The following is a 21,772-nucleotide window of genomic DNA, read 5'->3' as shown; positions in this document are numbered from 1 at the left end:
CTATATTCTTGTGCACTTATCTTAATATAGTAATTAGACTTCTATATGTCTGATTATTATCGGAACAAATGAGACTCAGATGGACGATCAATCTTTAAAACAAGCCGCTTTGTATTACCATGAATTTCCTACACCTGGAAAAATCAGTGTGACACCGAACAAGCAGCTCGTTAACCAACGAGATCTAGCGCTTGCTTATTCCCCTGGTGTTGCAGCTCCATGTTTAGAAATCGAAAGAGACCCTTCTACCGCTGCGAAATATACAGCACGTGGTAATCTGGTCGCCGTCGTGAGTAATGGTACAGCTGTGCTTGGTTTGGGAAATATTGGTCCTCTTGCTTCTAAGCCAGTCATGGAAGGTAAAGGCGTTCTCTTTAAAAAGTTCGCTGGTGTTGATGTATTCGATATCGAAATTGATGAAAATGATCCAGACAAGATCGTTGATATTGTTGCTGCGCTAGAGCCAACATTTGGTGGTATCAACCTTGAAGATATCAAAGCGCCAGAATGTTTCTACATTGAAAAGAAACTTCGCGAACGCATGAAAATTCCTGTATTCCATGATGACCAACATGGTACAAGTATTATTGTCGGTTCAGCATTACTCAATGCTTTACAGATCGTAAATAAGAAAATTGATGAAATTAAAATTGTTGCCTCAGGCGCAGGTGCTGCTGCACTCTCTTGTCTAGATTTACTTTGCGCTTTAGGCGTAAATAAAAACAACATTGTTGTTGCTGACTCTCGCGGTCTTCTGACCACTGCGCGTGAAGGTCTGGACGAGTCTAAAAAACGTTATGTTCAAGACATTCAGGCAAGCCAGTTGCATGAAGTCATGGCAGGCGCAGATATGTTCTTGGGTCTTTCAGCAGCAGGCATCTTAACCAAAGAAATGGTTAAGGAAATGGCTGAGAACCCGATCATTTTTGCATTGGCAAACCCTGATCCAGAAATTTTACCTGAACATGCGCATGAAGTTCGCCCAGATGTCATTATGGCAACAGGTCGTTCTGACTATCCAAACCAAGTGAACAATGCACTTTGTTTCCCTTATATCTTCCGTGGTGCGCTTGATGTTGGCGCAACAACAATTAATGAAGATATGAAAATTGCCTGCGTTCACGCGATTGCGCGTATGGCACATGTTGAAGCAGATGCTGCAACTTATGGTGAAAAATCAGCTTCATTTGGTCGTGACTACCTGATCCCTCGCCCACTTGATCAACGTTTGATTCTGGAAATTGCTCCAGCCGTTGCGAAAGCAGCAATGGATTCTGGCGTAGCAACTCGTCCAATCGAAGACTTCTCTGCATATCGTCAACGTCTTTCTGAGTTCGTTTATAACTCGGCATTCTTGATGAAACCGATCTTTGCACAGGCGAAGACTGACCCTAAACGCATTGCTTATGCTGAAGGTGAAGATCTACGCGTATTACGTGCGGTTCAAATTGCTGTTGATGAAGGCTTGGCAAAACCGATTCTTGTTGGTCGTACAGCAGTGATTGAAGAGAATATCAAAAAGCTCGGTTTACGTTTACAACATGGTGTAAACATTGAAATCGTCGATCAGGAAAAAAATCCTCAGTACGAAGAGTTCTCTAAAGAATATCACCAGATCATGCAACGTAAAGGCGTTACAGTTGAATACGCTCAACGTGAAGCACGCCGCCGTTCTACACTCATCGCAGCGATGCTGGTGAAATTTGGTAAAGCGGATGGTATGTTATGTGGTACTTATTCAAGCTATGACATTCACTTAGATTTCGTGAAAAATATCATTGGTTTGAAAGAAGGTCGTAGCACATTCTTTACCTTGAACGCGTTAATGCTTGAAGATCGCAATTTATTTATTGCCGATACCTATGTAAACACCAACCCAACTGCTGCTCAGCTTGCTGAAATGACCATTTTAGCAGCAGAAGAAGTTCGTCGTTTTGGTATTACACCACGTGTTGCCCTGCTTTCTCACTCGAGTTTCGGTAGTGATCAAACTGATCCAAGCGCACAAAAAATGCGTGAAGTTTATCGTTTATTGTCTGAACAGGCACCTGAACTTGAAGTCGAAGGTGAGATGCACGGTGATGCAGCATTAGATGAAAATATTCGTCATTTTGCATTCCCGAATTCACGCTTCAAAGGCTCTGCAAATCTGTTGATTATGCCTAACCTTGATTCGGCAAACATTTCATTCAACCTGTTAAAAGCAACTTCGGGTAATAATGTGACAATTGGTCCTATTTTACTCGGTGCTGCAAAACCTGTTCATATTCTGACACCTACAGCAACGACTCGTCGTTTGGTAAATATGACAGCATTAACAGTTGCTGAAATTCAACAAAGCCAAAACTAAGTTCACCTAAGCAAAGCTTTTCCAGAAAAGCTTTGCTTAGCGCTTGAGAAAACCTCTATTCTGTAGCATGATTGTGTGAAGAATAGAGGTTTTTTCATGCAAGTTTATTTAGTAGGCGGTGCAGTTCGGGATCATTTACTCGGCCATCCCTATCACGAAAAAGATTATGTGGTGGTTGGAGCAACGCCCGAACAATTATTGGCCGAAGGTTATCAACCTGTCGGTAAAGATTTTCCTGTATTCCTACATCCAAAAACAAAAGAAGAATACGCACTAGCGCGTACTGAACGCAAATCTGGTGTGGGTTATCATGGCTTTCAGTTTTTCACTGATACCAGCGTAAAATTAGAAGATGATCTAATTCGTCGTGACCTGACCATTAATGCAATGGCAATGGATGATCATGGTCAAGTGTATGACCCATATGGTGGTCAGCAGGACTTACAGCACAAAGTGCTGCGTCATGTTTCAGAGGCATTTACCGAAGATCCATTACGTGTACTCCGCGTAGCCCGTTTTGCAGCGCGTTATGCAACTTACGGCTTTACCGTTGCAGAAGAAACCTTGCAGTTGATGCGGAAAATTGCCCAATCAGGTGAATTAAGCGCATTAACACCCGAGCGTGTCTGGAAAGAAACCTCTCGCGCCTTAATGGAAGACCATGCTGATGTGTATTTCCAGATCTTAAAAGACTGTGATGCCTTGGAAGTCTTATTTCCAGAAATCAATGCATTATTCGGTGTACCCCAACGTCCAGAGTATCATCCTGAAATTGACTGTGGCATTCATACGTTAATGGCACTTAAACAGGCCTGCTTAGCAAATTATGCACTTGAAGTGCGCTTTGCAGTGCTGGTACACGACCTAGGGAAAGCACTTACTCCTGTAGAAGAATTGCCACGACATATTATGCATGAAGAACGTGGTATTCCGCCCGTTACTCAAATCTGTGATCGCTTAAAAGTACCGACTGCGCTTAAAAATCTGGCTCTGATCGTATGTAAAGAGCATTTAAAGTGTCATCAAGTGAAAAATCTGAAACCGGGTACTTTATGGCGCTTGTTACAGCGTTTGGACGTGCTACGCCGACCAGAAAAAGTAGAGGCCTTTGTACAGGCCTGTGAATGTGATGCCAAAGGTCGTTTGGGTCTGGAGCAGCGTCCTTATCCGCAAGCACAATATATGTTAGATGCCATGCAAATCGTCAGAAATATACGTGCGCAGGATTTACCGGAACATGTCAGTGGCCCAGAAATTGGGGAAATGCTGATTCAATATCGAATTGATGCACTGGCAAAGTTCAAGGAACAACACATTAACTGATTAATTTTTAAGTAAATAAGATCTTTTTCTCGCATTTTTTGCACACTTTGCACTGAAAAGATTATTAATCAAGCAAACGATTAATTTTATTTACTATTGTTGTTGACGCATCTGCTTTTCATGCCTAAAATGCGCATCAGATTCTCCAATAGCTCAGTCGGTAGAGCGACGGACTGTTAATCCGCAGGTCCCTGGTTCGAGCCCAGGTTGGAGAGCCAATCTACTATTCTCCCATAGCTCAGTCGGTAGAGCGACGGACTGTTAATCCGCAGGTCCCTGGTTCGAGCCCAGGTGGGAGAGCCAAGATTCTAAAAAGCCCTGATCATTGATCGGGGCTTTTTTTAGGCCACGATAAAATCCAATAGCCATAAAAAAACCTCTGCCGATCAGAGGTTTTTTCTTTCAAATTCAAATTAAGCCACAACCTTTGCGGGTACACCACTATGAAAACGGAACGTATCATCTGGAGTTAAAATCAGATTTTTTTCCACTTCACGGATATATTCAATGCGTTGCTGAATATCTTCTTCTGGATCTTTGAGTTTCGCTGATTTTGCAACATCTAAAGCCAACGCTAAATAGTCCTCAAAATGACGAGATTCCGATTTAAGTAAATAACGGTAGTAACGCCCCAGCTCATCATCAACAATCGGTGCCAGCGCATAGAAACGCTCACATGAACGTGCTTCTACAAATGCACCAATGATCATGACATCAATCAATGCTTCAGGCTCGTAAGTACGAATTTCTTTACGCAACCCACCTGCATAACGCCCTGCACTCAAACCCTTCCATTCTTGGCCGCGCTTATTCATGAATTCAAGTACCTGCTCATAATGCAGCATTTCTTCACGAACCAATTGCGCCAACTTCACCTGCAAGTCTGTAAAGAAGCTATAGCGGAACATCAAATTCATGGCTGTACTTGCTGCTTTCTTCTCACAGTTAGCATGGTCTTGCATCAAGATATCAAGGTTATTTACCGCTTCATCCAACCATGCCTGAGGTGTTGTACAACCTAAAAACGCAATGACGGGTTGCATTAACTCATCATAATTTACACTACTCATCAACTTATCTCGCAGCAGCCTGAATTGCTGCTTTCATATCTTTTACCGCTTGAGCCAGTCCAACGAATACGCTATCTGCAATAATCGAATGGCCAATATTCAGCTCATGAATTTGAGGGATCGCTGCAATCGCTGCAACATTGTCCAGATTTAAGCCATGACCTGCATTCACAACCAGACCTTTGGCAGCCGCATACTCCACGCCTTTGATAATACGTGCCAATTCTGCTTGTTGCTGCTCCTCAGTCTCTGCATCTGCATAAGCACCAGTATGAATCTCAATGGTCGGCGCACCACATGCGACAGCCGCATCAATTTGAGCTAGATCAGCATCGATAAATAACGACACATCACTGCCAATTGCGGTCAGTGCTTGTGTTGCTGCCTTCACTTTTTCAAAGTGACCTACAACATCCAGACCACCTTCAGTTGTTACTTCTTGACGACGTTCAGGGACAAAGCAAACATGTTGAGGTTGAATCTCTTTGGCAAATGCAACCATTTCATCTGTCACTGCCAACTCAAGATTCATTCGAGTTTTCAGCAAGGGACGCATACGACGTACATCATCATCCTGTATATGGCGACGATCTTCACGTAAATGCAAGGTAATCCCCTCTGCACCCGCTTGTTCACAAACCAAAGCAGCCTGAACTGGATCAGGGTAAGTTGTACCACGTGCCTGTCTTAATGTTGCAACATGATCAATGTTTACACCCAAGATTGCAGCCATAAAAAATATCCTATCGGTTTAGCCCTGAATAATTATTTTCAATACATCAGGAATATCAAGTTTGTGTACTTTGAATCCAGAGTTGACGGCTTTTGAGTGGCCGATCACCCAACAATGAGCTAATCATTTGACGGTATAGTTTACCCAATAATTGCAATTGTTCGTGAGAAAAATCCTGACCATCTTCATGGTTTTGCATAGATGCAATCAACGTACCGGAAAGTGTCGAACGTGATGCTTGCGCAACGGGCAGAAAGCCTTCATTCAGCTGAAATTGATAATGTCGAAGTGGCAAGATGTCTTGTTGATTTGCATCCACTGAGAAATCGATGGCATAGCCCAACTCTTGCAATAAAACATGCTCGAATTGACGCAGGATTTGTCGTAAGAATAAAGACGCTTGCTCATGTGAAGCAAGTTGCTGCAATTGCAACAAGGTCAACTGATATTGCTCAAATGTTTGCGGTAAAGCCTCTTCCAAAGGACAAAGGCGCAACACAATTTCATTTAAATAGAAACCGGCAAAGAATGCATCGCCATGAAAGAAAACAGGTTGATTCAGAATTTCTAGTTTAGTGAAATTTTTAAGCTCGGATTTGCCTGTCGCTTGCAAGCAAATAGGTTGATACTGCGGTGGAGGAATCTGTCTTAAGATTCCATCCACCCGACCATATTCTTGTGTAAATAAATGCACAATATGGCTTTTTTCACGATATTTACGATGATGAATTAAATAGCCATGCAGGACTTCATTACGCATCATGGAACGATATTAGTCCTTCTTCTTTTCATCCTTCTCTTCATCATCACCATCAGGAATAACCGCACCAACGACAGCTGCCGTTCCTTTGACCACACCTTTGGTTGTCTTATAAGCCACTTTTACAGGTACAGTTACAAGCTTATGAACACACCCTTGCAACATGAAAATACATGTCACGATTGCGAATACACGAATTGTTGTTTTCATACCTGTTTCCATTGCTTAAATATCGCTATAACCCAAGCTTTTCAAAGCACGCTCATCATCAGACCAGCCGCCTTTGACTTTCACCCAAAGCGTTAGCATGATCTTTTGTTCAAACATTTTTTCCATGTCAGCACGCGCATCCATACCAATACTTTTCAGCTTCGCGCCTTTATCACCAATCACAATGGCTTTTTGCCCTTGGCGCTCAACAAAGATCGTTGCATCAATATAAGTACAAGGTGGTTTTAAACGCCCCGTTTTTTCATTTACAGTCGCTTCTTCTGTTTTAAAAGATTCAATCTGTACAGTCAAATCGTATGGCAGTTCTTCACCCAACTGACGCATGATTTTCTCACGAATAATTTCACTCGCAAGGAAGCGCTCAGAACGGTCAGTAATCTGATCCAGTGAATACAATGGCGGCTGATAAGGCAAATACTTTTCAATCGTATCACGTAAATGCTCAAGATTCGCGCCACGCAATGCGGATACAGGAACAATCTCGGCAAAGTTCATTAACTTGGCACGTTCACGAATCAGCGGTAATGCTTCGTTTTTATTCTCAAAGGTATCCAGCTTATTGATCACAAGAATCACAGGCATATCTGCATTTTTCAGTTTTTCCAAAACGAGCTCATCGTTTTGAGTCCACTTCTGCGCATCAACCACAAATAAAACCAGATTCACATCACGCAACGCTGAATGAGCAGCGCGGTTCATCATTTTGTTGATCGCACGTACTTCTTTCTTGTGCATCCCAGGGGTATCAACAAATACCGCCTGTGATTTTTCACGAGAATCAATACCAACAATTTTATGACGTGTGGTTTGTGGCTTACGTGAAGTAATTGACAGTTTTTGACCCAATAAATGGTTCATTAATGTCGACTTACCGACATTTGGACGACCAACGATCGCAACAAAACCGCTTTTAAAATCTGAAGGAATCGTAGTTCCTTGAGAACTAAAAAATTGATCAATTAAGTTATTGCCGTCTTGCTGCTCAGCTGCTGCTTCTGGCTTATTTTCATTTGAATGGGACATCAGGTTATTGCTCCAATAATTTTAAAATCTCTGCCGCTGCCGTTTGTTCGGCAAAACGACGACTTGAGCCCTCGCCTTGAATTTTTGGCAATCCATCGACCAAACATTCCACTTTGAAATGCTGATTCGGCGCATCGCCCTGAATATCTACAACCTCGTAAACTGGGAGAGGTTTTTTACGTGCTTGTAAATACTCTTGCAAACGTGATTTCGGGTCTTTCAGTTGATCTGTCGGTTCGATATGATCAAGATATGGTTCATACCATTTTAACACAATGCGTTCCAACAGGTTGAGATCATTACAGTCTAAATAAATAGCACCAATAATTGCTTCAACTGTGTCTGCCAAAATAGATTCACGGTGATGACCACCTGATTTTAGCTCGCCAGTGCTTAAAATTAATGACCGACTCAGTTGTAAATCATTTGCGATTTTTCCTAACGCTTCCTGTCGAACCAAAGTCGCACGCATTCGCGTTAAGCGGCCTTCATTTTCCAGTGGATAGGCATTGTACAAATAATTCGCAACGATCATTCCCAATAATGAATCGCCTAGAAATTCTAGGCGTTCATAATTGTGTTTATGGCTGACAGAACGATGGGTTAAGGCCAGTTTCAACAAATCAATCTGTTTAAACTGGTGACCGATTCGTCCTTGCAACCGAGTATCATTGAGCTTGTTTTGCAGATTTTTGGTCAAAAGTCTTCTCAAAGGTCATAACTAGACTAATATTTAGCATGAAAGGCTTACGGATTTCATACTTCTTTACTACGACAAGATCATCTTTATAAGTCACTTGCGCAATATCCTTAAAATGTAGATCACGGATACCGTTCATATCAAAACGTTGATCCATCTGAGAGGCGAACTTACTTGGTGTAATGTTCGCAGGGCTATCTTTTAATAAGCCTTCAATCTGACTATTAATCAGCTTGTCATCCCAGTATGCTGGCCAAATCGCAATTGCTGCTTTCACAGCAACTGCAAATAAAACCACCCCAAATAAAATTGCAATATACGAAGTCCCAAGTTGAGATTTACGCATCTTTATATTTCCTTTATGTTTTTATCAATCAATCTTACCATTTCGGTTGAAACTTGGAAGATTAAAGCCCGGCTCTTTATGCATCCATATATAAAAAGCTCGACCTGTTAAATTCGCTTCAGGTACAAAGCCCCAAAAACGACTATCCGCACTTTGGTCACGGTTATCGCCCATTGCGAAATATTGACCTTCAGGCACGGTCACTTCCCAATCCTGTCCATTGCTTTTGATAAAGACGTCATTGGCTTTAGCAACAAATGGAACCAAGGCTTCAGCACCTTTTAATTGCGCAAACTGGAACTGTTCAACCAGTGGGTTACGCCCTTCCAGATAACGAATCAAATGCTGGTGTTCACCTAATGTTTCTTTAAAATACAAAGCCGTTGGTGTGTCTTGCTGGTCTTTCACACGTGAGAATTGTGTTGCGACTTTTGCAATTTGCTGACCATTAATCGTCAACTCACCCGCTTTAAACTGGATATGATCACCCGGCAAACCTACTACACGTTTAATATAGCTAATCGTTGGTTGTGGTGGATAACGGAATACAATCACTTCACCACGTTTCGGCTCGCCAACATTGACAACTTTTGTATTCACTACAGGGAGACGTAAACCATAATCAAATTTATTCACCAGAATAAAATCACCTGTCTCCAAGGTAGGTACCATCGAGTCAGAAGGAATATTAAATGGTTCATATAAGAAAGAACGTAGAATCAGCACGACTGCCAACACTGGCCAGAAGTCATATGCCCATGTGATAAGAAAATGTTCCTGATTCCGCCCTTTATTTGTACGTTGTTTAAATACAAATTTATCAAGCAACCACACCAAAAAGAAAATCAGCGTCGCTGGTACCAGAATCAAATTAAAATCAAAATCCACAAACCCTCTCTTGCAGTCTCACTGCTCGTTTTGCAGCTGGGTAAAACCAGAGGTTTACCCAGCCCCATTTCTTTATCTATCGACTTTCAATACAGCCAAGAATGCTTCTTGTGGAATTTCAACGCTTCCCACTTGCTTCATACGTTTCTTACCTTCTTTCTGCTTCGCAAGAAGTTTCTTCTTACGTGAAACGTCACCACCATAACATTTAGCCAATACGTTTTTACGCATCGCTTTTACAGTAGAGCGGGCAATGATCTGTGCACCAATCGCAGCCTGAATCGCAACATCGTACATTTGACGTGGAATGAGATCTTTCATTTTCTCAACCAGTGCAATACCACGATGACGCGCATCCTGACGGTGGCAAATCATCGCCAAGGCATCAACCTTCTCGCTATTAATTAATACATCCACCTTAACCAAAGCTGAACTTTCGAAACGAACAAAGTTATAGTCGAGTGATGCAAAACCACGTGAACATGATTTTAATTTGTCAAAGAAATCCATGACCACTTCTGCCATTGGAATTTCAAAAGTCACGGAAACCTGATTACCCAAGAATTTCATATCTTTTTGTACACCACGACGCTCGATACACAAGGTCATGACGTTACCTAAATATTCTTGTGGCACAAGAATATGACATTCTGCAATTGGTTCACGTAAGTCTTCAACTGTAGAACCATCAGGCATTTTTGATGGACTGTCGATATAAATAATATCGCCTTTCTTGGTCAGCGCTTCATAAATGACCGTTGGAGCAGAACTAATCAGATCAAGATCGTATTCACGCTCTAAACGCTCTTGTACGATTTCCATGTGTAGCATTCCCAAGAAGCCACAACGGAAACCAAAGCCTAATGCATCTGAACTTTCAGGTTCAAAGAATAAAGCCGAATCGTTAATCTGTAGCTTTTGTAACGCTTCACGGAACGGTTCAAAGTCACTTGAATCAATCGGGAAAAGTCCAGCATATACCTGTGGTTTTACCTTTTTAAAACCAGGTAATGTTTCAACTTCAGGCGTAGATGAAAGTGTGATGGTATCACCGACTGGCGCACCAAAAATATCTTTAATACCCGCAATCACGAAGCCAACTTCACCCGCTTCGAGGATGTCAGTTTCGGTATGTTTCGGATTAAAAACACCAACAGAAGTTACAGGATGAGTTTGACCTGTCGATTTCACCAACATCTTGTCGCCCTTACGGATACGACCTTGCTTGATGCGGACGAGGGAAACAACACCTAAATAGTTGTCAAACCATGAGTCAATAATTAATGCCTGTAATGGTGCATCACGATCACCTTCAGGTGCTGGAATGACATCCACAAGACGCTCTAGAACGCCTTCAACACCTAGACCAGTTTTTGCAGAACAGGTTGGTGCATCTGTTGCTTCAATCCCGATAATTTCTTCAATTTCGTGAATGACACGTTCAGGCTCTGCCTGAGGCAAGTCAATCTTGTTCAAGATTGGTAAAACCTCTAAGCCCTGTTCAATTGCGGTATAGCAGTTAGCAACAGACTGCGCCTCAACTCCTTGTGCAGCATCGACAACCAGCAATGCCCCTTCACAAGCAGCCAAAGAACGTGACACTTCATAAGAGAAGTCAACGTGCCCTGGGGTATCAATAAAGTTTAATTGATATTCCTGACCATTCGGATGCGTGTAATACAACGTCACCGAAGCGGCTTTAATTGTAATCCCACGCTCACGCTCAAGCTCCATAGAGTCTAATACTTGAGCTTGCATCTCACGATCTTGTAAACCACCGCACATTTGAATGAAACGGTCAGCCAGCGTTGACTTACCGTGGTCAATGTGTGCAATGATCGAGAAATTGCGTATATTTTTGATATCTACGGATTTTTTAGCTTGCGCCATGGGTTACCTTAAGAATATGTACACAACAATCTATTCAATTAAATAACTGACTATTGTTGCGAAAAATAATGTTTAAAAAGTTCGGCACAGTATAAGCACAACAATGTTAAAAATATAGTGTTAAAAGTATATGTGACTTAGACTACATCGCGATGAAGGAAGCAATCTAACAAGGATCAATCGATTTCCTGAAGCAGAACAGAGCGATCCAATTAAAAAAGCCAAATGCGCCTTTTTGATCGTACAAAGTAGAGAATAGATGATATTAATCAGGAGAATGCCATGCCGGCTTTATTTGAATAATTTTAACCTTATACATGGCAAATTTAACATTAGTAGTTCACAATACATTGAACTGAGCGATAAGGACTCAAGTACAACTATTAAAACAGCGTGATTCGATTTTTTCTCCTCCTAAGAATTATCTTCACTTCACTTAGACCACTCATTTTAAAATCAATTTGGGTTGATGTAATAAAAATAAAGAACAAGAGTCGCGAGCAAAAGGCTTGCAAGTGTTAAATAACATCCTACCGTATTGAAGCTTTTTACGAATTTTAAGATATCCATATTTCATGATTTTTGAAAAAGTTGTGACTATTATCACAGATTTTCAGAAAAATGGTGAAACAACTGCCGATAAAAGCACCAATTAAGCCGACAAACTTCCAATATCCTTTTTAACAATCATTTTCCCGATAAAGCAATCAAAACAACATCTCAAAATATAGAAATGAATCCCTATTGATCACCTCAAGACTTATCTACGCTCTGCCAATAGCAATAAGCCTTCCTTACTAGAGACACCTCAATGACATCATTTAGATCAAAGTGTATAGACATAATTTTTTATATTCTTGAATAGTAGATATAGAGCTTAGCGAGACACCAATTTACCGACTAAGAGCAAATACTTCATCATGCACATCAATTTGATCCAAGAAAAAAGCCGCACTTTATCAGTACGGCTCTTTAATTATCTTTTTTAATTATTCAATTTTATGCCAAAACATCACAGTTAATTTAAACTCGTATTTAATTAAAAAAGCGCAAGCAAGTAGACCAAATCCGACAAAGAGAAATGTGAGGTCGAAAATAATACTCCCTATTACAAGCACAATACTCGCCAGCAAACACAACAAATAAAAAACAACAACTCCTAGGTTGCCATTCATCATCTACCCCAAAATACAATATAAGAATTTATAATTTAAACGAGATACAAAAAGTATACAATCCCAAGCAGCATTAATTTTTACGCATAACTCATGGTATTCAAACGTTTTTTTGAGTGTCTAAGCTGTGATTATGTTAATTGGTTAACTTTTCTTTTACTTATTTTGATAAATAAATCATAAAAAGCAGCCAAGCATGTACCGTCCAGCTGCCCTACTGTCTTTAAATGTTAAAGTGACTAAGACTATTCATATGAAATTGAAAAATCCATTGGATTTAAATCTGGCGAAATCGGCTGATAGGCTTGCGTAAAACTTGGTGACATCCGTTTTGGGCGACCTGTTTCGATTTCGATACAGGCCCATTTGGTATTTCCAACAAACAGTACACTTTGGTCTTTAGGGCGATAAAATGCATACTGGCGGAAAGAGTACAGTGCATTAATATCATCCAGCCACGTCCGCAAGATCACCTCTTCACCTTCCAGAGCTGCTTTACGATATTGCACATGATGCTCGACAGCCACCATTGCATGTTTAAGTTCAAGATATTGAGCAAGCCCCAAACCCAAAGTTTCTATATGTGCTGCTGCGACATCCTGCATCCACTGGATGTACATCACATTATTAACATGGCCCAGCACATCAATATGCTCAGGCTGAACTTGTATTTTTAAATCAAAAATCGTACTCATAATCTAGCTTATTTCATCAATCAAAGTTCAGCGACATACACTAGTCTAAATACAACTGTATTTCAAAATAAAAACCACCCTAAATTAGAGTGGTTTTTATCAATCACAATCAGGTTTAAGGTAAACGCAAACCTAAAATCGCACGTTGTCCTTGACGAATAATCGTTACACGCGCAACACTATTTTTTGGTAAAGCGCCCACAGTTTTAGCGAACATCTGGCTATTGGTAATCGCTGTACCATTGACTTGTACAATCACATCGCCCGCCACCAGATTCGATAATGATGCAAGCCCACCACGCTTCACATCCTGAATCAGAATACCGCTACGAACATCTAAACGCGCTTGCTCAGCAGCAGTCAGGTCACGAATACTCATGCCTAAACCGCTAGTCGGATTATTTTTCTCGGCATCAGCAGCTGTATCATCTGGTGCAGTGCCCAATGTCGCAGCAATGGTACGCGTTTTATCATCACGTAAAATTTCTAGCTGAACAGTTTGATTTGGAGCAATACGATTCAGTGTATAAAGTAGATCACCCGTACGCGAAATCGGCGCACCATTGGCTTTCAAAATGACATCACCCGATTTTAGGCCTGCTTTTTCAGCAGGTGATTTTGGCGCGACCTGAGTAATCAATGAACCTTCTGGTTTCGGCAACTTATATGCTTCTGCCAAGTTACGGTCAATATCTTGCATCATGATCCCAAGATAAGAACGTGTCACTTTACCCGTCGTTTTCAACTGTTGTACGACATCCATCGCCACATCAATTGGAATCGAGAAGGACAAGCCCATATAGCCGCCCGTACCACTAAAGATACGCGAGTTAACGCCCACCACTTCGCCACGCTGGTTAAACAGTGGACCACCAGAGTTACCTGGATTCAGTGCAGCATCAGTTTGAATAAATGGAACTGAAGTCTCACCACTCATATTACGGGATTTTGCACTGACAATCCCTGCTGAAGCTGAATAGTCAAAGCCAAATGGTGAACCAATTGCGAGTACAGGCTCGCCTACACGCAGCTGGTCCACATTACCAATTCTTAATTCTGGGAAATTGGTTCCATTCACTTTAAGCAAAGCAATATCAGTACGTTCATCACTACCTACAAGCGTCGCATCCAGTTCACGGCGATCATTCAGGATAATACTGATACGGGAAGCATTATCAACCACATGACGATTCGTTAATAAATAACCGTCCTTGCCAATAAAGAATGCACTGCCATAACCCGTTTTTTCCTGTGGCCCCTGCTGTTGCGGGATAATCACCTGATTACCAAAAAAACGACGCAAGATTTCAGGAACTTGTTGTTGTAATAACTCTTCCTGAGTCATTTTCTTTACAACGTTGACACTCACAACAGCAGGACTAACCTGCTCAACGAGGTTTGAAAAATCTACTGGTGAGGCAGCGTTGACTTGAGCAGCTGCTATCGTAAATACAGCAGCATACATTCCTTGTTGTAAATAGCGACTTTTCATGAAGCAAGAACCTACATACTGATGATTAAAATAAATGTTATGGTCTATGTTTGTAGCATAACCCTACCATTCTTTTCGTAAAAAAATGTTTATATTTTCGATGCATACAACGAAATAGACAGATGAAATGTGAATAAATTATGGAGACAATTCCAGACATTAAAATTTCATCTAAAGTTTTATATTGAACAGCTTAACTCTAGATTAAAACAATGTACTGAAAGGTAATCGTTTTATGATATTAGACAAAATATGCAAATAATAATTGGTGAATAAATCGCATTCGCTAAAAATTCACTCAATTTCAGGCAGATTAGCCCTTGCCTTTTTGACAAAAAAGCGGTGTCATTAGCGAACGTTTAAAACTGAAGCAGATCGACGACATGCCTGATTTAAAAACAATTCACCATTTTGATGTGATTATTGTGGGCAGTGGTGGTGCAGGTTTAAGCCTCGCACTCTCTTTACCAAGTCATTATAACATTGCAATTCTAGCCAAAGCCGCGCTGACAGAAGCCAGTACCTTCTATGCTCAAGGCGGTGTTGCTGCAGTCTTAGACGAAACAGATTCTATTCAACAACACATTAATGACACTATGATTGCAGGTGGTCATCTATGTGAATTGGATGCAGTAAAGCATACGGTTGAAGGTGGTAAACCTTCGGTGGATTTCCTGCTTAAGCAAGGCGTGCAATTTACTTTAGATGATGATGAGCAATTACATCTGACTCGTGAAGGTGGTCATTCACAACGTCGTATCATCCACTCTGCCGATGCAACAGGTAAAGCGATTTCAACCACTTTGGTTGAACGTGCTAAAGAACGAAAAAATATTACGATTTTTGAAAATTATATTGCGATCGATTTAATTACCCTGCACAAACTCGGTCATCATCATCAGGCCAATCGCTCGATCGGTCTATATGCTTTAGATGAAACCAACGAACAGGTTCATACTTTCCTCGCACCATTTACAGCTTTGGCCTGCGGCGGTGCAATGAAAGCTTATCTCTACACGTCTAATCCAGATATTGCGACTGGTGATGGAATTGCCATGGCCTATCGTGCAGGTTGCCGTGTCGCCAATATGGAATTTAACCAATTCCATCCGACCTGTTTATATCATCCAAAAGCACGTTCTTTCTTAATTACTGAAGCAATGCGTGGTGAAGGTGCTTATTTGCGCTTACCAGATGGCGAGCGTTTTATGCTGCGTTTTGATGAACGTGCTGAACTTGCACCGCGTGATATTGTGGCACGTACTATCGACCATGAAATCAAACGTTTAGGGATTCGTCACGTCTGGTTAGACATTACCCATAAATCGCCAGAGTTTATTACCGAACACTTCCCGACACTGTATGCCCGTTTGCTGGAACTTGGTATTGATATCACCAAAGATATGATTCCTGTTGTACCTGCAGCACATTACACCTGTGGCGGTGTGGTGGTCGATGAGCATAGCCAAACGGATTTAGACGGTTTATATGCGATTGGTGAGACCTCTTATACGGGTTTACATGGCGCTAACCGTATGGCAAGTAACTCATTACTCGAATGCTTCGTTTACGGTATGAGTGCAGCAGAAGATATCGAACAAAAGTTTGATGCAGACTTTAAACTGCCAGAAGTCCCTTCTTGGGATGAAACGCAAGTCACCGATGCAGATGAAGATGTGGTGATTCTGCAAAACTGGGATGAACTGCGTTCGACCATGTGGAACTATGTCGGTATTGTACGTACCACGAAGCGTTTGCAACGTGCTTTACATCGTATAGAAATGTTGAACCGTGAAATTACTGAGTATTATCAGGATTATCGTGTCAGCAAAAACTTGATTGAGTTACGTAACCTAGTTCTGGTTTCTGAAATGATTGTACGTTGTGCAATGGAGCGTAAAGAATCGCGTGGTTTGCATTACACGCTGGATTATCCAGAACTCTCAAATGAGATTCGTAAGACGGTGTTAACGCCACCAAACTTTAAAGTGGAACAACCGTTGGTGAATGAGTAATATTTAATTTAGACAAATACTAAATTAATAATTAGGCTGCATTATTCCATAGAAATAATGCAGCCTAATAGAATTATATATTTAATTAAAAAATTCTATTTAATACTCAACGTATCTTTGTCAAAATTTCCAATCTCTGAGTATATTCTTCAAAAATATTATGAATCAATGGTGTGGTTTCATAATAAAAGTTTGTCGTAAATTTACCATCATTTGTCATTATGATACCTAAACCACACCATTGATCGGTCATGCTTTCGCACAATTTGTATAACTCATCTATCGCATCACCGAGCTCAACAGAAACTCTTAAAGCAGGGCCATTAGAAGTATTAAAAAGTTTTTCTTCAACTCCAATCCAACATTTACTGATAGAAGCATTACGCAAACCAATTTCTAAATCAGGTAATCTTTCTGTGTAATATACAATCCGTTTCCAATTTACTGGGGCCACATAAGCCAGCTCCTGAGCAATAATATTTAGAAGTTCCGACTTTTTTAAAAAATTCAAATTATTTATCCTTTAGGCTTATTTTTAAGTTTTTACAACCCATCAATGATTACTTTTTCCCCTTAACCATTGTATTTTGTTAGCTTTGATAAATATAGAACAGCTCTTAGAGCTGTTTTATATAATCTAATGCCTCTTCAAACACAACATCAGCATTCTGTGTTGCATCCAACCGCTTGATTCGTTCAGGCGCTGCTTGCCACAATGTCTCATAACCCGCACGCACTTTGGCAAAGAAACTCAACTTCTCTTGCTCAAAACGATCCAGTGCTCCACGTTCTCGTGCACGGGTCATGCCTAACTCAATCGGTGCATCCAGCCAAAATGTAATATTCGGCATTTTCGCGACAAAAGTTTGATTCAAGAGTTGAAGCTTTTCCTGACTTAAACCACGTCCAGAACATTGATAAGCAAAGCTGGCATCGGTAAACCGGTCACTCAACACAATCTTCCCTGCCGCTAATGCAGGTAAAATGACTTGCTGTAAATGCTGTGCACGGGCAGCGTAAATTAATAACAGCTCGGTATCATGACTCATTTGCTCTTCATGATTCACCGCCAATAATAATGAACGAATCTGCTCAGCCAATGGTGTGCCGCCTGGTTCACGGGTCAACACGACTTCTTTACCTTGCTGTTCAAAGTACTGATGAATTTTACGAATCAGCGTGGTTTTTCCTACGCCTTCCGTCCCTTCAAAACTAATAAACATTATTCGCCCTGCTTTTTCTTTGAACGTAGCACAGTTAAGTATTCTTGCACTGCGCGATTGTGGTCTTCTAAAGACGCGGTAAATTTATGCCCACCATTACCTGTAGCAACGAAATAGATATTTTTAGCATCATCAGGATGCATCGCTGCTTCAATTGCTTTCTTACTTGGCAAAGCAATTGGTGTTGGTGGTAAACCATTAATGGTATAGGTGTTATAGGCCGTTGGAGTACGCAAGTCATTGCGGGTGATATTGCCTTTATAATTCTCACCCATACCATAAATCACGGTTGGATCAGTTTGCAAACGCATACCCATTTTCAAACGACGCACAAATACACCTGAAACCTGTTCTAACTCACTATCTAAACTGGTTTCTTTTTCGATAATCGAAGCCATGATTAACGCTTCATATTTATCTTTATACGGTAAGTTCGGCGCTTTCTTAGCCCAGGCGTCATCCAGTGATTTCATTTGACGGCGATACAAATCAGTTAAGATTTTTTTATCCGTTTCGCCTTTGGCAAAGAAATACGTATCAGGTGCAAACAAACCTTCTGGATGTGTATACGGAATATCTAATTGTTTTAATAATTCAGATTGAGGAAGATCAAGCAACGTATTGGTGACATTCGAGTCTTTTCGTAAACTTTGAATCAGCTGAGAAAAAGTCGTGCCTTCAATCACCAAAATACGATTCATTTGTGCATTGTCCGCATCAGACAACATATCCATGACTTGACGGATACTCATGCCTTGCGAAATTTCATAGACACCTGCTTTCATAGTGTCGTGAATCATAAATTTCTGATAAAGCTTTAGAACAATTGGAAAATTCACATTATTTTCTTTGGCTAAACGATCAATAAATCGTGAATACGTATCGCCAGAAGAAATTACCAGAAGTTGCTTCTTACCTTCTACAGGATAATTTTTAAATAAACTTGACCATACAATGCCAAAGATCGCCAATACAAAGATAACAATGGCGATCAAAAAGGCTTTAAAAAAAGAAAATCTGGATTTCGGTTTAGCTTTAGGCTTTTTCTTACTTTTGCTGGAACTAGGCGGCTTTGGCATATTAATCAATCTGGCTAAGTTTTAAAGTTTCAAATAAATCAAGATAAGGTTGTTGCTCTAAACAACGGTCATGAAATCGAATCACCGCTTTCATCGGGTGCAAAGCATTGCAGAAAAATAAACTCTGAATACGTCCAATTTCATTCATATCAATACAACGTTGCTCACAAGGAACATGATATTGCTGCATTCGTGACAAGATTTTGGCGCGCATCACACCGTGGACGCCATTATAGCGAAGTTCTGGCGTAATCCACCGATCATTTATACGAATAAAACAATTACTGCTCACCCCTTCAACAATAGCGCCCTGTACATCACTGACCAATGCTTCCAGCCAGCCTTGTTGATCTGCCTCTTGCTTGAGTAATACCTGCTCCAGTCTATTTAATGTTTTTAATCCAACCAAATGCGGCATGTTCAATCCCAACGCATGATTTAACATACCACTTTCAATCCATTCAGGTTGAAAAGCCTGTGTCACTCTTGGGTAATACCAGACGTAGATGTCAGCAGCATGCAACGGCAGACTATAACCTCGATCACCTTCACCGCGGCTAATTACCACTTTTAAAGTGCCATTGAGATTTGAATGTTGCTGCTGTAAATGCACAAATGACTTTTCAATCAAGGATAAATCTGCATCCAGACTTAAGCTTGTACAGGCCAGTTTTAAACGTGCAAAGTGCAGTTCTTTTAGCTCAAAATTTCCATGAAAAATACGTGCAGTGGTAAAACAGCCATCACCATAATGAAAAGCCCGGTCTAATAAAGGAATCGAGTCAATCAATTGTCCATTTTTATAACATTGCATGATCTAGGCACCTATTCACTCTATACAAGACCTTCTATGACAAGAAATAAGCCATTGATTTTAAATGAGTATAACAATTAAAAGCCGGAATTAAAAATTTCTTATTTATCAATAATTCAGCAAAGCTTATCTCTTTTAACTATTTCTATTTTTTTCATAACAAATTCGATTTTAATTATTTTTTTTGCAAAAAAACTGGCGTTATGCTGCGTACATATTCCAAACAGTGATTTAGATTTTAAGGGGTTTTCCATGCGTTTTTCTCAAGTTAAAGTCGGCGTCATTGCCGCATTACTCTCCGTTTCATCATTCGCGGTACAAGAATTCTTAAACGTTTCTTATGACCCAACTCGTGAACTCTATACAGATTTCAATAAACAATTCGGTACGTTCTGGAAACAACGTACGGGTCAAGACATCGACTTTAAACAATCACACGGCGGCTCAGGTAAACAAGCCCGTGCCGTGATTGATGGCTTGAATGCAGACGTGGTCACACTTGCGCTTGCAGCAGATATTGATGAAATTGCTCAAAATGCAAAATTACTTCCAGCGGATTGGCAAAAGAAATTACCGAACAACTCTACGCCGTATACCTCAACCATTGTCTTCCTCGTTCGTAAAGGCAACCCAAAACAAATCAAAGATTGGGGTGACTTGATTAAACCAGGTGTAGAAATCATTACACCAAACCCGAAAACTTCAGGTGGTGCACGTTGGAACTACTTAGGTGCATGGGCTTGGGCTAAACATCAAAAAGGTGGTAACGACGCCAAAGCACAAGAATTTGTTCGTCAAATTTACAAACAAACCAAAGTTCTTGACTCTGGTGCCCGTGGTGCAACCACAACCTTTGCTGAACGCGGTATTGGTGACGTATTACTGGCTTGGGAAAATGAAGCTTACCTTGCAGTACGTGAGCAACCAGGCAAATTCGAAATCATTACCCCTTCTCTGTCAATTCTTGCAGAACCACCAGTGGCAGTTGTAGAAAAAAATGCTGAGAAAAAAGGTAACTTACAAATCGCTCGTGGTTACTTGAACTATCTGTATTCACCAGCAGGTCAAGAGATTGCTGCACGTAATTTCTATCGCCCACGTAATGCAGCGGTATTAAAGAAATATAGCAATGTATTCAAACCACTCAAACTTGTGACAATTGATCAAGAGTTTGGCGGCTGGACCAAAGTACAAAAGACTCACTTTGATAACGGCGGTGTGTTTGACCAAATCGTCAAACTCAACAACTCAGGGAAATAATTTACTCAGCGGGTAAATAGGGAGAGCGGACATGATTCATACTGTAATTGTTCCAGGTGTAGGTGGTAGCGAAGCGCAGCATTGGCAGTCTTGGTTACAACAGCAACTCGTGTCTAGCTCTCGCGTTCAACAGAAGCATTGGGATCGTCCTGTGCTCAGTGAATGGGTTGCCCAATTTGTTAAAATGGTTGTTGCTGCCCCAGCACCTGTTCAAATCGTTGCTCATAGCTTTGGTTGCTTAACCAGTGTCGCTGCGCTCGCGGAACACCCTGAACTCCGAGCTAAAGTAAAAAATCTAGTGTTAGTTGCACCTGCAAATCCTGCACGTTTTGGTGAAGCTGGCTTTGCCCGCCATAGTTTGACGGACTATCAACAGTATTTTCAGCAACTCAAAATTGATGTGCCAACCACACTATTGATTAGCGAAAATGATCCTTGGCTAGGTTATGTCGACGCCTTACAACTGGCACAAGCTTGGAAATTGACACCCATTAATTTAGGTCCTGTTGGTCATATTAATGTTTCTTCCGGATTTGGCCCTTTCCCAGAGATTCTGAACTACTTGCTGCCTGAAAAAAAGACGCAGCTCGTCGCCCGAATGAGTCAGGCAAATTTTAATCTGAAATTTGCCTAACACCGCCCCCGTATTTTTAGTATTCGCATTATTTATTTGCTTTTTTAGCAAACATTTCTCTTTGAGGAAAC

At 40.9% G+C, this 21,772-nt stretch carries 20 protein-coding genes and 2 tRNA genes; 7 read left to right on the top strand and 15 right to left on the bottom strand.

Features of this window, described 5'->3' with window-relative positions; genetic code table 11:
* Positions 1 to 79 precede the first annotated feature (79 nt).
* The 4 genes from PJ15_RS15810 to PJ15_RS15795 all read left to right on the top strand — a co-directional run bounded on the left by PJ15_RS15810 (position 80) and on the right by PJ15_RS15795 (position 3,976).
* On the top strand, positions 80 to 2,350 hold the full coding sequence (locus PJ15_RS15810; RefSeq protein WP_004771523.1) for an NADP-dependent malic enzyme: 2,271 nt from the start codon (positions 80 to 82) through the stop codon (positions 2,348 to 2,350).
* 96 nt (positions 2,351 to 2,446) lie between these two features.
* Entirely contained in the window at positions 2,447 to 3,673 is a 1,227-nt protein-coding gene (locus PJ15_RS15805; RefSeq protein WP_004771521.1) for a multifunctional CCA addition/repair protein, read from the top strand.
* A gap of 142 nt (positions 3,674 to 3,815) precedes the next feature.
* A tRNA-Asn gene (locus PJ15_RS15800) sits at positions 3,816 to 3,891 on the top strand.
* 9 nt (positions 3,892 to 3,900) lie between these two features.
* Positions 3,901 to 3,976 (top strand) — tRNA-Asn (locus PJ15_RS15795).
* A gap of 110 nt (positions 3,977 to 4,086) precedes the next feature.
* Here the strand turns inward: PJ15_RS15795 and PJ15_RS15790 are convergent.
* The 11 genes from PJ15_RS15790 to PJ15_RS15735 form a co-directional block, all read right to left on the bottom strand.
* Positions 4,087 to 4,743 (bottom strand): tRNA-(ms[2]io[6]A)-hydroxylase, encoded by a 657-nt coding sequence (locus PJ15_RS15790; RefSeq protein WP_047432436.1) that lies wholly within the window; start codon positions 4,741 to 4,743, stop codon positions 4,087 to 4,089.
* 4 nt (positions 4,744 to 4,747) lie between these two features.
* Positions 4,748 to 5,476: a pyridoxine 5'-phosphate synthase gene (gene pdxJ, locus PJ15_RS15785; protein ID WP_005256827.1), complete on the bottom strand. Its 729-nt coding sequence runs from the start codon at positions 5,474 to 5,476 to the stop codon at positions 4,748 to 4,750.
* A gap of 55 nt (positions 5,477 to 5,531) precedes the next feature.
* Entirely contained in the window at positions 5,532 to 6,239 is a 708-nt protein-coding gene (gene recO / locus PJ15_RS15780; protein ID WP_047432434.1) for a DNA repair protein RecO, read from the bottom strand.
* A gap of 9 nt (positions 6,240 to 6,248) precedes the next feature.
* Positions 6,249 to 6,446 (bottom strand): NF038104 family lipoprotein, encoded by a 198-nt coding sequence (locus PJ15_RS15775; RefSeq protein WP_004771515.1) that lies wholly within the window; start codon positions 6,444 to 6,446, stop codon positions 6,249 to 6,251.
* Positions 6,447 to 6,461: 15 nt separating this feature from the next.
* The gene (gene era, locus PJ15_RS15770; RefSeq protein ID WP_004771513.1) at positions 6,462 to 7,490 is read right to left on the bottom strand and encodes a GTPase Era; all 1,029 of its coding nucleotides are present in this window, start codon (positions 7,488 to 7,490) and stop codon (positions 6,462 to 6,464) included.
* A gap of 4 nt (positions 7,491 to 7,494) precedes the next feature.
* Entirely contained in the window at positions 7,495 to 8,190 is a 696-nt protein-coding gene (rnc, locus tag PJ15_RS15765) for a ribonuclease III (RefSeq protein ID WP_004771512.1), read from the bottom strand.
* Positions 8,159 to 8,536: a DUF4845 domain-containing protein gene (locus tag PJ15_RS15760; RefSeq protein WP_047432431.1), complete on the bottom strand. Its 378-nt coding sequence runs from the start codon at positions 8,534 to 8,536 to the stop codon at positions 8,159 to 8,161. Before PJ15_RS15760 ends, rnc begins: the two co-directional genes overlap by 32 nt.
* A gap of 24 nt (positions 8,537 to 8,560) precedes the next feature.
* On the bottom strand, positions 8,561 to 9,424 hold the full coding sequence (gene lepB / locus PJ15_RS15755) for a signal peptidase I (RefSeq protein ID WP_047432428.1): 864 nt from the start codon (positions 9,422 to 9,424) through the stop codon (positions 8,561 to 8,563).
* A 72-nt stretch (positions 9,425 to 9,496) separates the two neighbouring features.
* Positions 9,497 to 11,314: a translation elongation factor 4 gene (lepA, locus tag PJ15_RS15750; protein ID WP_004771508.1), complete on the bottom strand. Its 1,818-nt coding sequence runs from the start codon at positions 11,312 to 11,314 to the stop codon at positions 9,497 to 9,499.
* Positions 11,315 to 12,734: 1,420 nt separating this feature from the next.
* The gene (locus PJ15_RS15740) at positions 12,735 to 13,184 is read right to left on the bottom strand and encodes an acyl-CoA thioesterase (RefSeq protein WP_004771506.1); all 450 of its coding nucleotides are present in this window, start codon (positions 13,182 to 13,184) and stop codon (positions 12,735 to 12,737) included.
* A 115-nt stretch (positions 13,185 to 13,299) separates the two neighbouring features.
* Entirely contained in the window at positions 13,300 to 14,676 is a 1,377-nt protein-coding gene (locus tag PJ15_RS15735) for a Do family serine endopeptidase (protein ID WP_047432423.1), read from the bottom strand.
* Positions 14,677 to 15,059: 383 nt separating this feature from the next.
* Between PJ15_RS15735 and nadB the strand changes: the two genes are divergently transcribed.
* The gene (gene nadB, locus PJ15_RS15730) at positions 15,060 to 16,691 is read left to right on the top strand and encodes an L-aspartate oxidase (RefSeq protein WP_047432421.1); all 1,632 of its coding nucleotides are present in this window, start codon (positions 15,060 to 15,062) and stop codon (positions 16,689 to 16,691) included.
* A 106-nt stretch (positions 16,692 to 16,797) separates the two neighbouring features.
* Here nadB and PJ15_RS15725 read toward each other — a convergent pair whose 3' ends face one another.
* The 4 genes from PJ15_RS15725 to pabC all read right to left on the bottom strand — a co-directional run bounded on the left by PJ15_RS15725 (position 16,798) and on the right by pabC (position 19,807).
* Complete coding sequence (locus tag PJ15_RS15725; RefSeq protein ID WP_047432418.1) at positions 16,798 to 17,202, bottom strand: immunity protein YezG family protein; 405 nt, start codon at positions 17,200 to 17,202, stop codon at positions 16,798 to 16,800.
* A gap of 106 nt (positions 17,203 to 17,308) precedes the next feature.
* Entirely contained in the window at positions 17,309 to 17,914 is a 606-nt protein-coding gene (tmk, locus tag PJ15_RS15720; RefSeq protein ID WP_047432416.1) for a dTMP kinase, read from the bottom strand.
* Positions 17,914 to 18,993 (bottom strand): endolytic transglycosylase MltG, encoded by a 1,080-nt coding sequence (gene mltG / locus PJ15_RS15715; RefSeq protein ID WP_047432414.1) that lies wholly within the window; start codon positions 18,991 to 18,993, stop codon positions 17,914 to 17,916. Before mltG ends, tmk begins: the two co-directional genes overlap by 1 nt.
* Before the next feature lies 1 nt (position 18,994).
* On the bottom strand, positions 18,995 to 19,807 hold the full coding sequence (gene pabC, locus PJ15_RS15710) for an aminodeoxychorismate lyase (protein ID WP_047432412.1): 813 nt from the start codon (positions 19,805 to 19,807) through the stop codon (positions 18,995 to 18,997).
* Between the two features lie 252 nt (positions 19,808 to 20,059).
* Between pabC and PJ15_RS15705 the strand changes: the two genes are divergently transcribed.
* Together PJ15_RS15705 and PJ15_RS15700 are read left to right on the top strand one after the other, a co-directional pair.
* Positions 20,060 to 21,067, top strand: coding sequence for a sulfate ABC transporter substrate-binding protein (locus PJ15_RS15705; RefSeq protein WP_047432410.1), 1,008 nt, complete (start codon positions 20,060 to 20,062; stop codon positions 21,065 to 21,067).
* 31 nt (positions 21,068 to 21,098) lie between these two features.
* Positions 21,099 to 21,701, top strand: coding sequence for an RBBP9/YdeN family alpha/beta hydrolase (locus PJ15_RS15700; protein WP_047432408.1), 603 nt, complete (start codon positions 21,099 to 21,101; stop codon positions 21,699 to 21,701).
* Positions 21,702 to 21,772 lie beyond the last annotated feature (71 nt).

It is taken from the genome of Acinetobacter sp. neg1, assembly GCF_000788125.1.
Lineage (GTDB): Bacteria > Pseudomonadota > Gammaproteobacteria > Pseudomonadales > Moraxellaceae > Acinetobacter > Acinetobacter vivianii.
This window is presented reverse-complemented; position numbering and strand designations above follow the sequence as displayed.

What these genes read in the sequence shown, in the direction of transcription:
- PJ15_RS15705 (WP_047432410.1), top strand. Translation starts at nt 20,060, where the DNA reads ATGCGTTTTTCTCAAGTTAAAGTCGGCGTCATTGCCGCATTACTCTCC.
- PJ15_RS15700 (WP_047432408.1), top strand. Translation starts at nt 21,099, where the DNA reads ATGATTCATACTGTAATTGTTCCAGGTGTAGGTGGTAGCGAAGCGCAG.
- pabC (WP_047432412.1), bottom strand. Translation starts at nt 19,807, where the DNA reads ATGCAATGTTATAAAAATGGACAATTGATTGACTCGATTCCTTTATTA.
- PJ15_RS15735 (WP_047432423.1), bottom strand. Translation starts at nt 14,676, where the DNA reads ATGAAAAGTCGCTATTTACAACAAGGAATGTATGCTGCTGTATTTACG.
- recO (WP_047432434.1), bottom strand. Translation starts at nt 6,239, where the DNA reads ATGATGCGTAATGAAGTCCTGCATGGCTATTTAATTCATCATCGTAAA.
- mltG (WP_047432414.1), bottom strand. Translation starts at nt 18,993, where the DNA reads ATGCCAAAGCCGCCTAGTTCCAGCAAAAGTAAGAAAAAGCCTAAAGCT.
- PJ15_RS15740 (WP_004771506.1), bottom strand. Translation starts at nt 13,184, where the DNA reads ATGAGTACGATTTTTGATTTAAAAATACAAGTTCAGCCTGAGCATATT.
- era (WP_004771513.1), bottom strand. Translation starts at nt 7,490, where the DNA reads ATGTCCCATTCAAATGAAAATAAGCCAGAAGCAGCAGCTGAGCAGCAA.
- PJ15_RS15810 (WP_004771523.1), top strand. Translation starts at nt 80, where the DNA reads ATGGACGATCAATCTTTAAAACAAGCCGCTTTGTATTACCATGAATTT.
- PJ15_RS15805 (WP_004771521.1), top strand. Translation starts at nt 2,447, where the DNA reads ATGCAAGTTTATTTAGTAGGCGGTGCAGTTCGGGATCATTTACTCGGC.
- pdxJ (WP_005256827.1), bottom strand. Translation starts at nt 5,476, where the DNA reads ATGGCTGCAATCTTGGGTGTAAACATTGATCATGTTGCAACATTAAGA.
- PJ15_RS15790 (WP_047432436.1), bottom strand. Translation starts at nt 4,743, where the DNA reads ATGAGTAGTGTAAATTATGATGAGTTAATGCAACCCGTCATTGCGTTT.
- nadB (WP_047432421.1), top strand. Translation starts at nt 15,060, where the DNA reads ATGCCTGATTTAAAAACAATTCACCATTTTGATGTGATTATTGTGGGC.
- tmk (WP_047432416.1), bottom strand. Translation starts at nt 17,914, where the DNA reads ATGTTTATTAGTTTTGAAGGGACGGAAGGCGTAGGAAAAACCACGCTG.
- lepA (WP_004771508.1), bottom strand. Translation starts at nt 11,314, where the DNA reads ATGGCGCAAGCTAAAAAATCCGTAGATATCAAAAATATACGCAATTTC.
- PJ15_RS15760 (WP_047432431.1), bottom strand. Translation starts at nt 8,536, where the DNA reads ATGCGTAAATCTCAACTTGGGACTTCGTATATTGCAATTTTATTTGGG.
- PJ15_RS15775 (WP_004771515.1), bottom strand. Translation starts at nt 6,446, where the DNA reads ATGAAAACAACAATTCGTGTATTCGCAATCGTGACATGTATTTTCATG.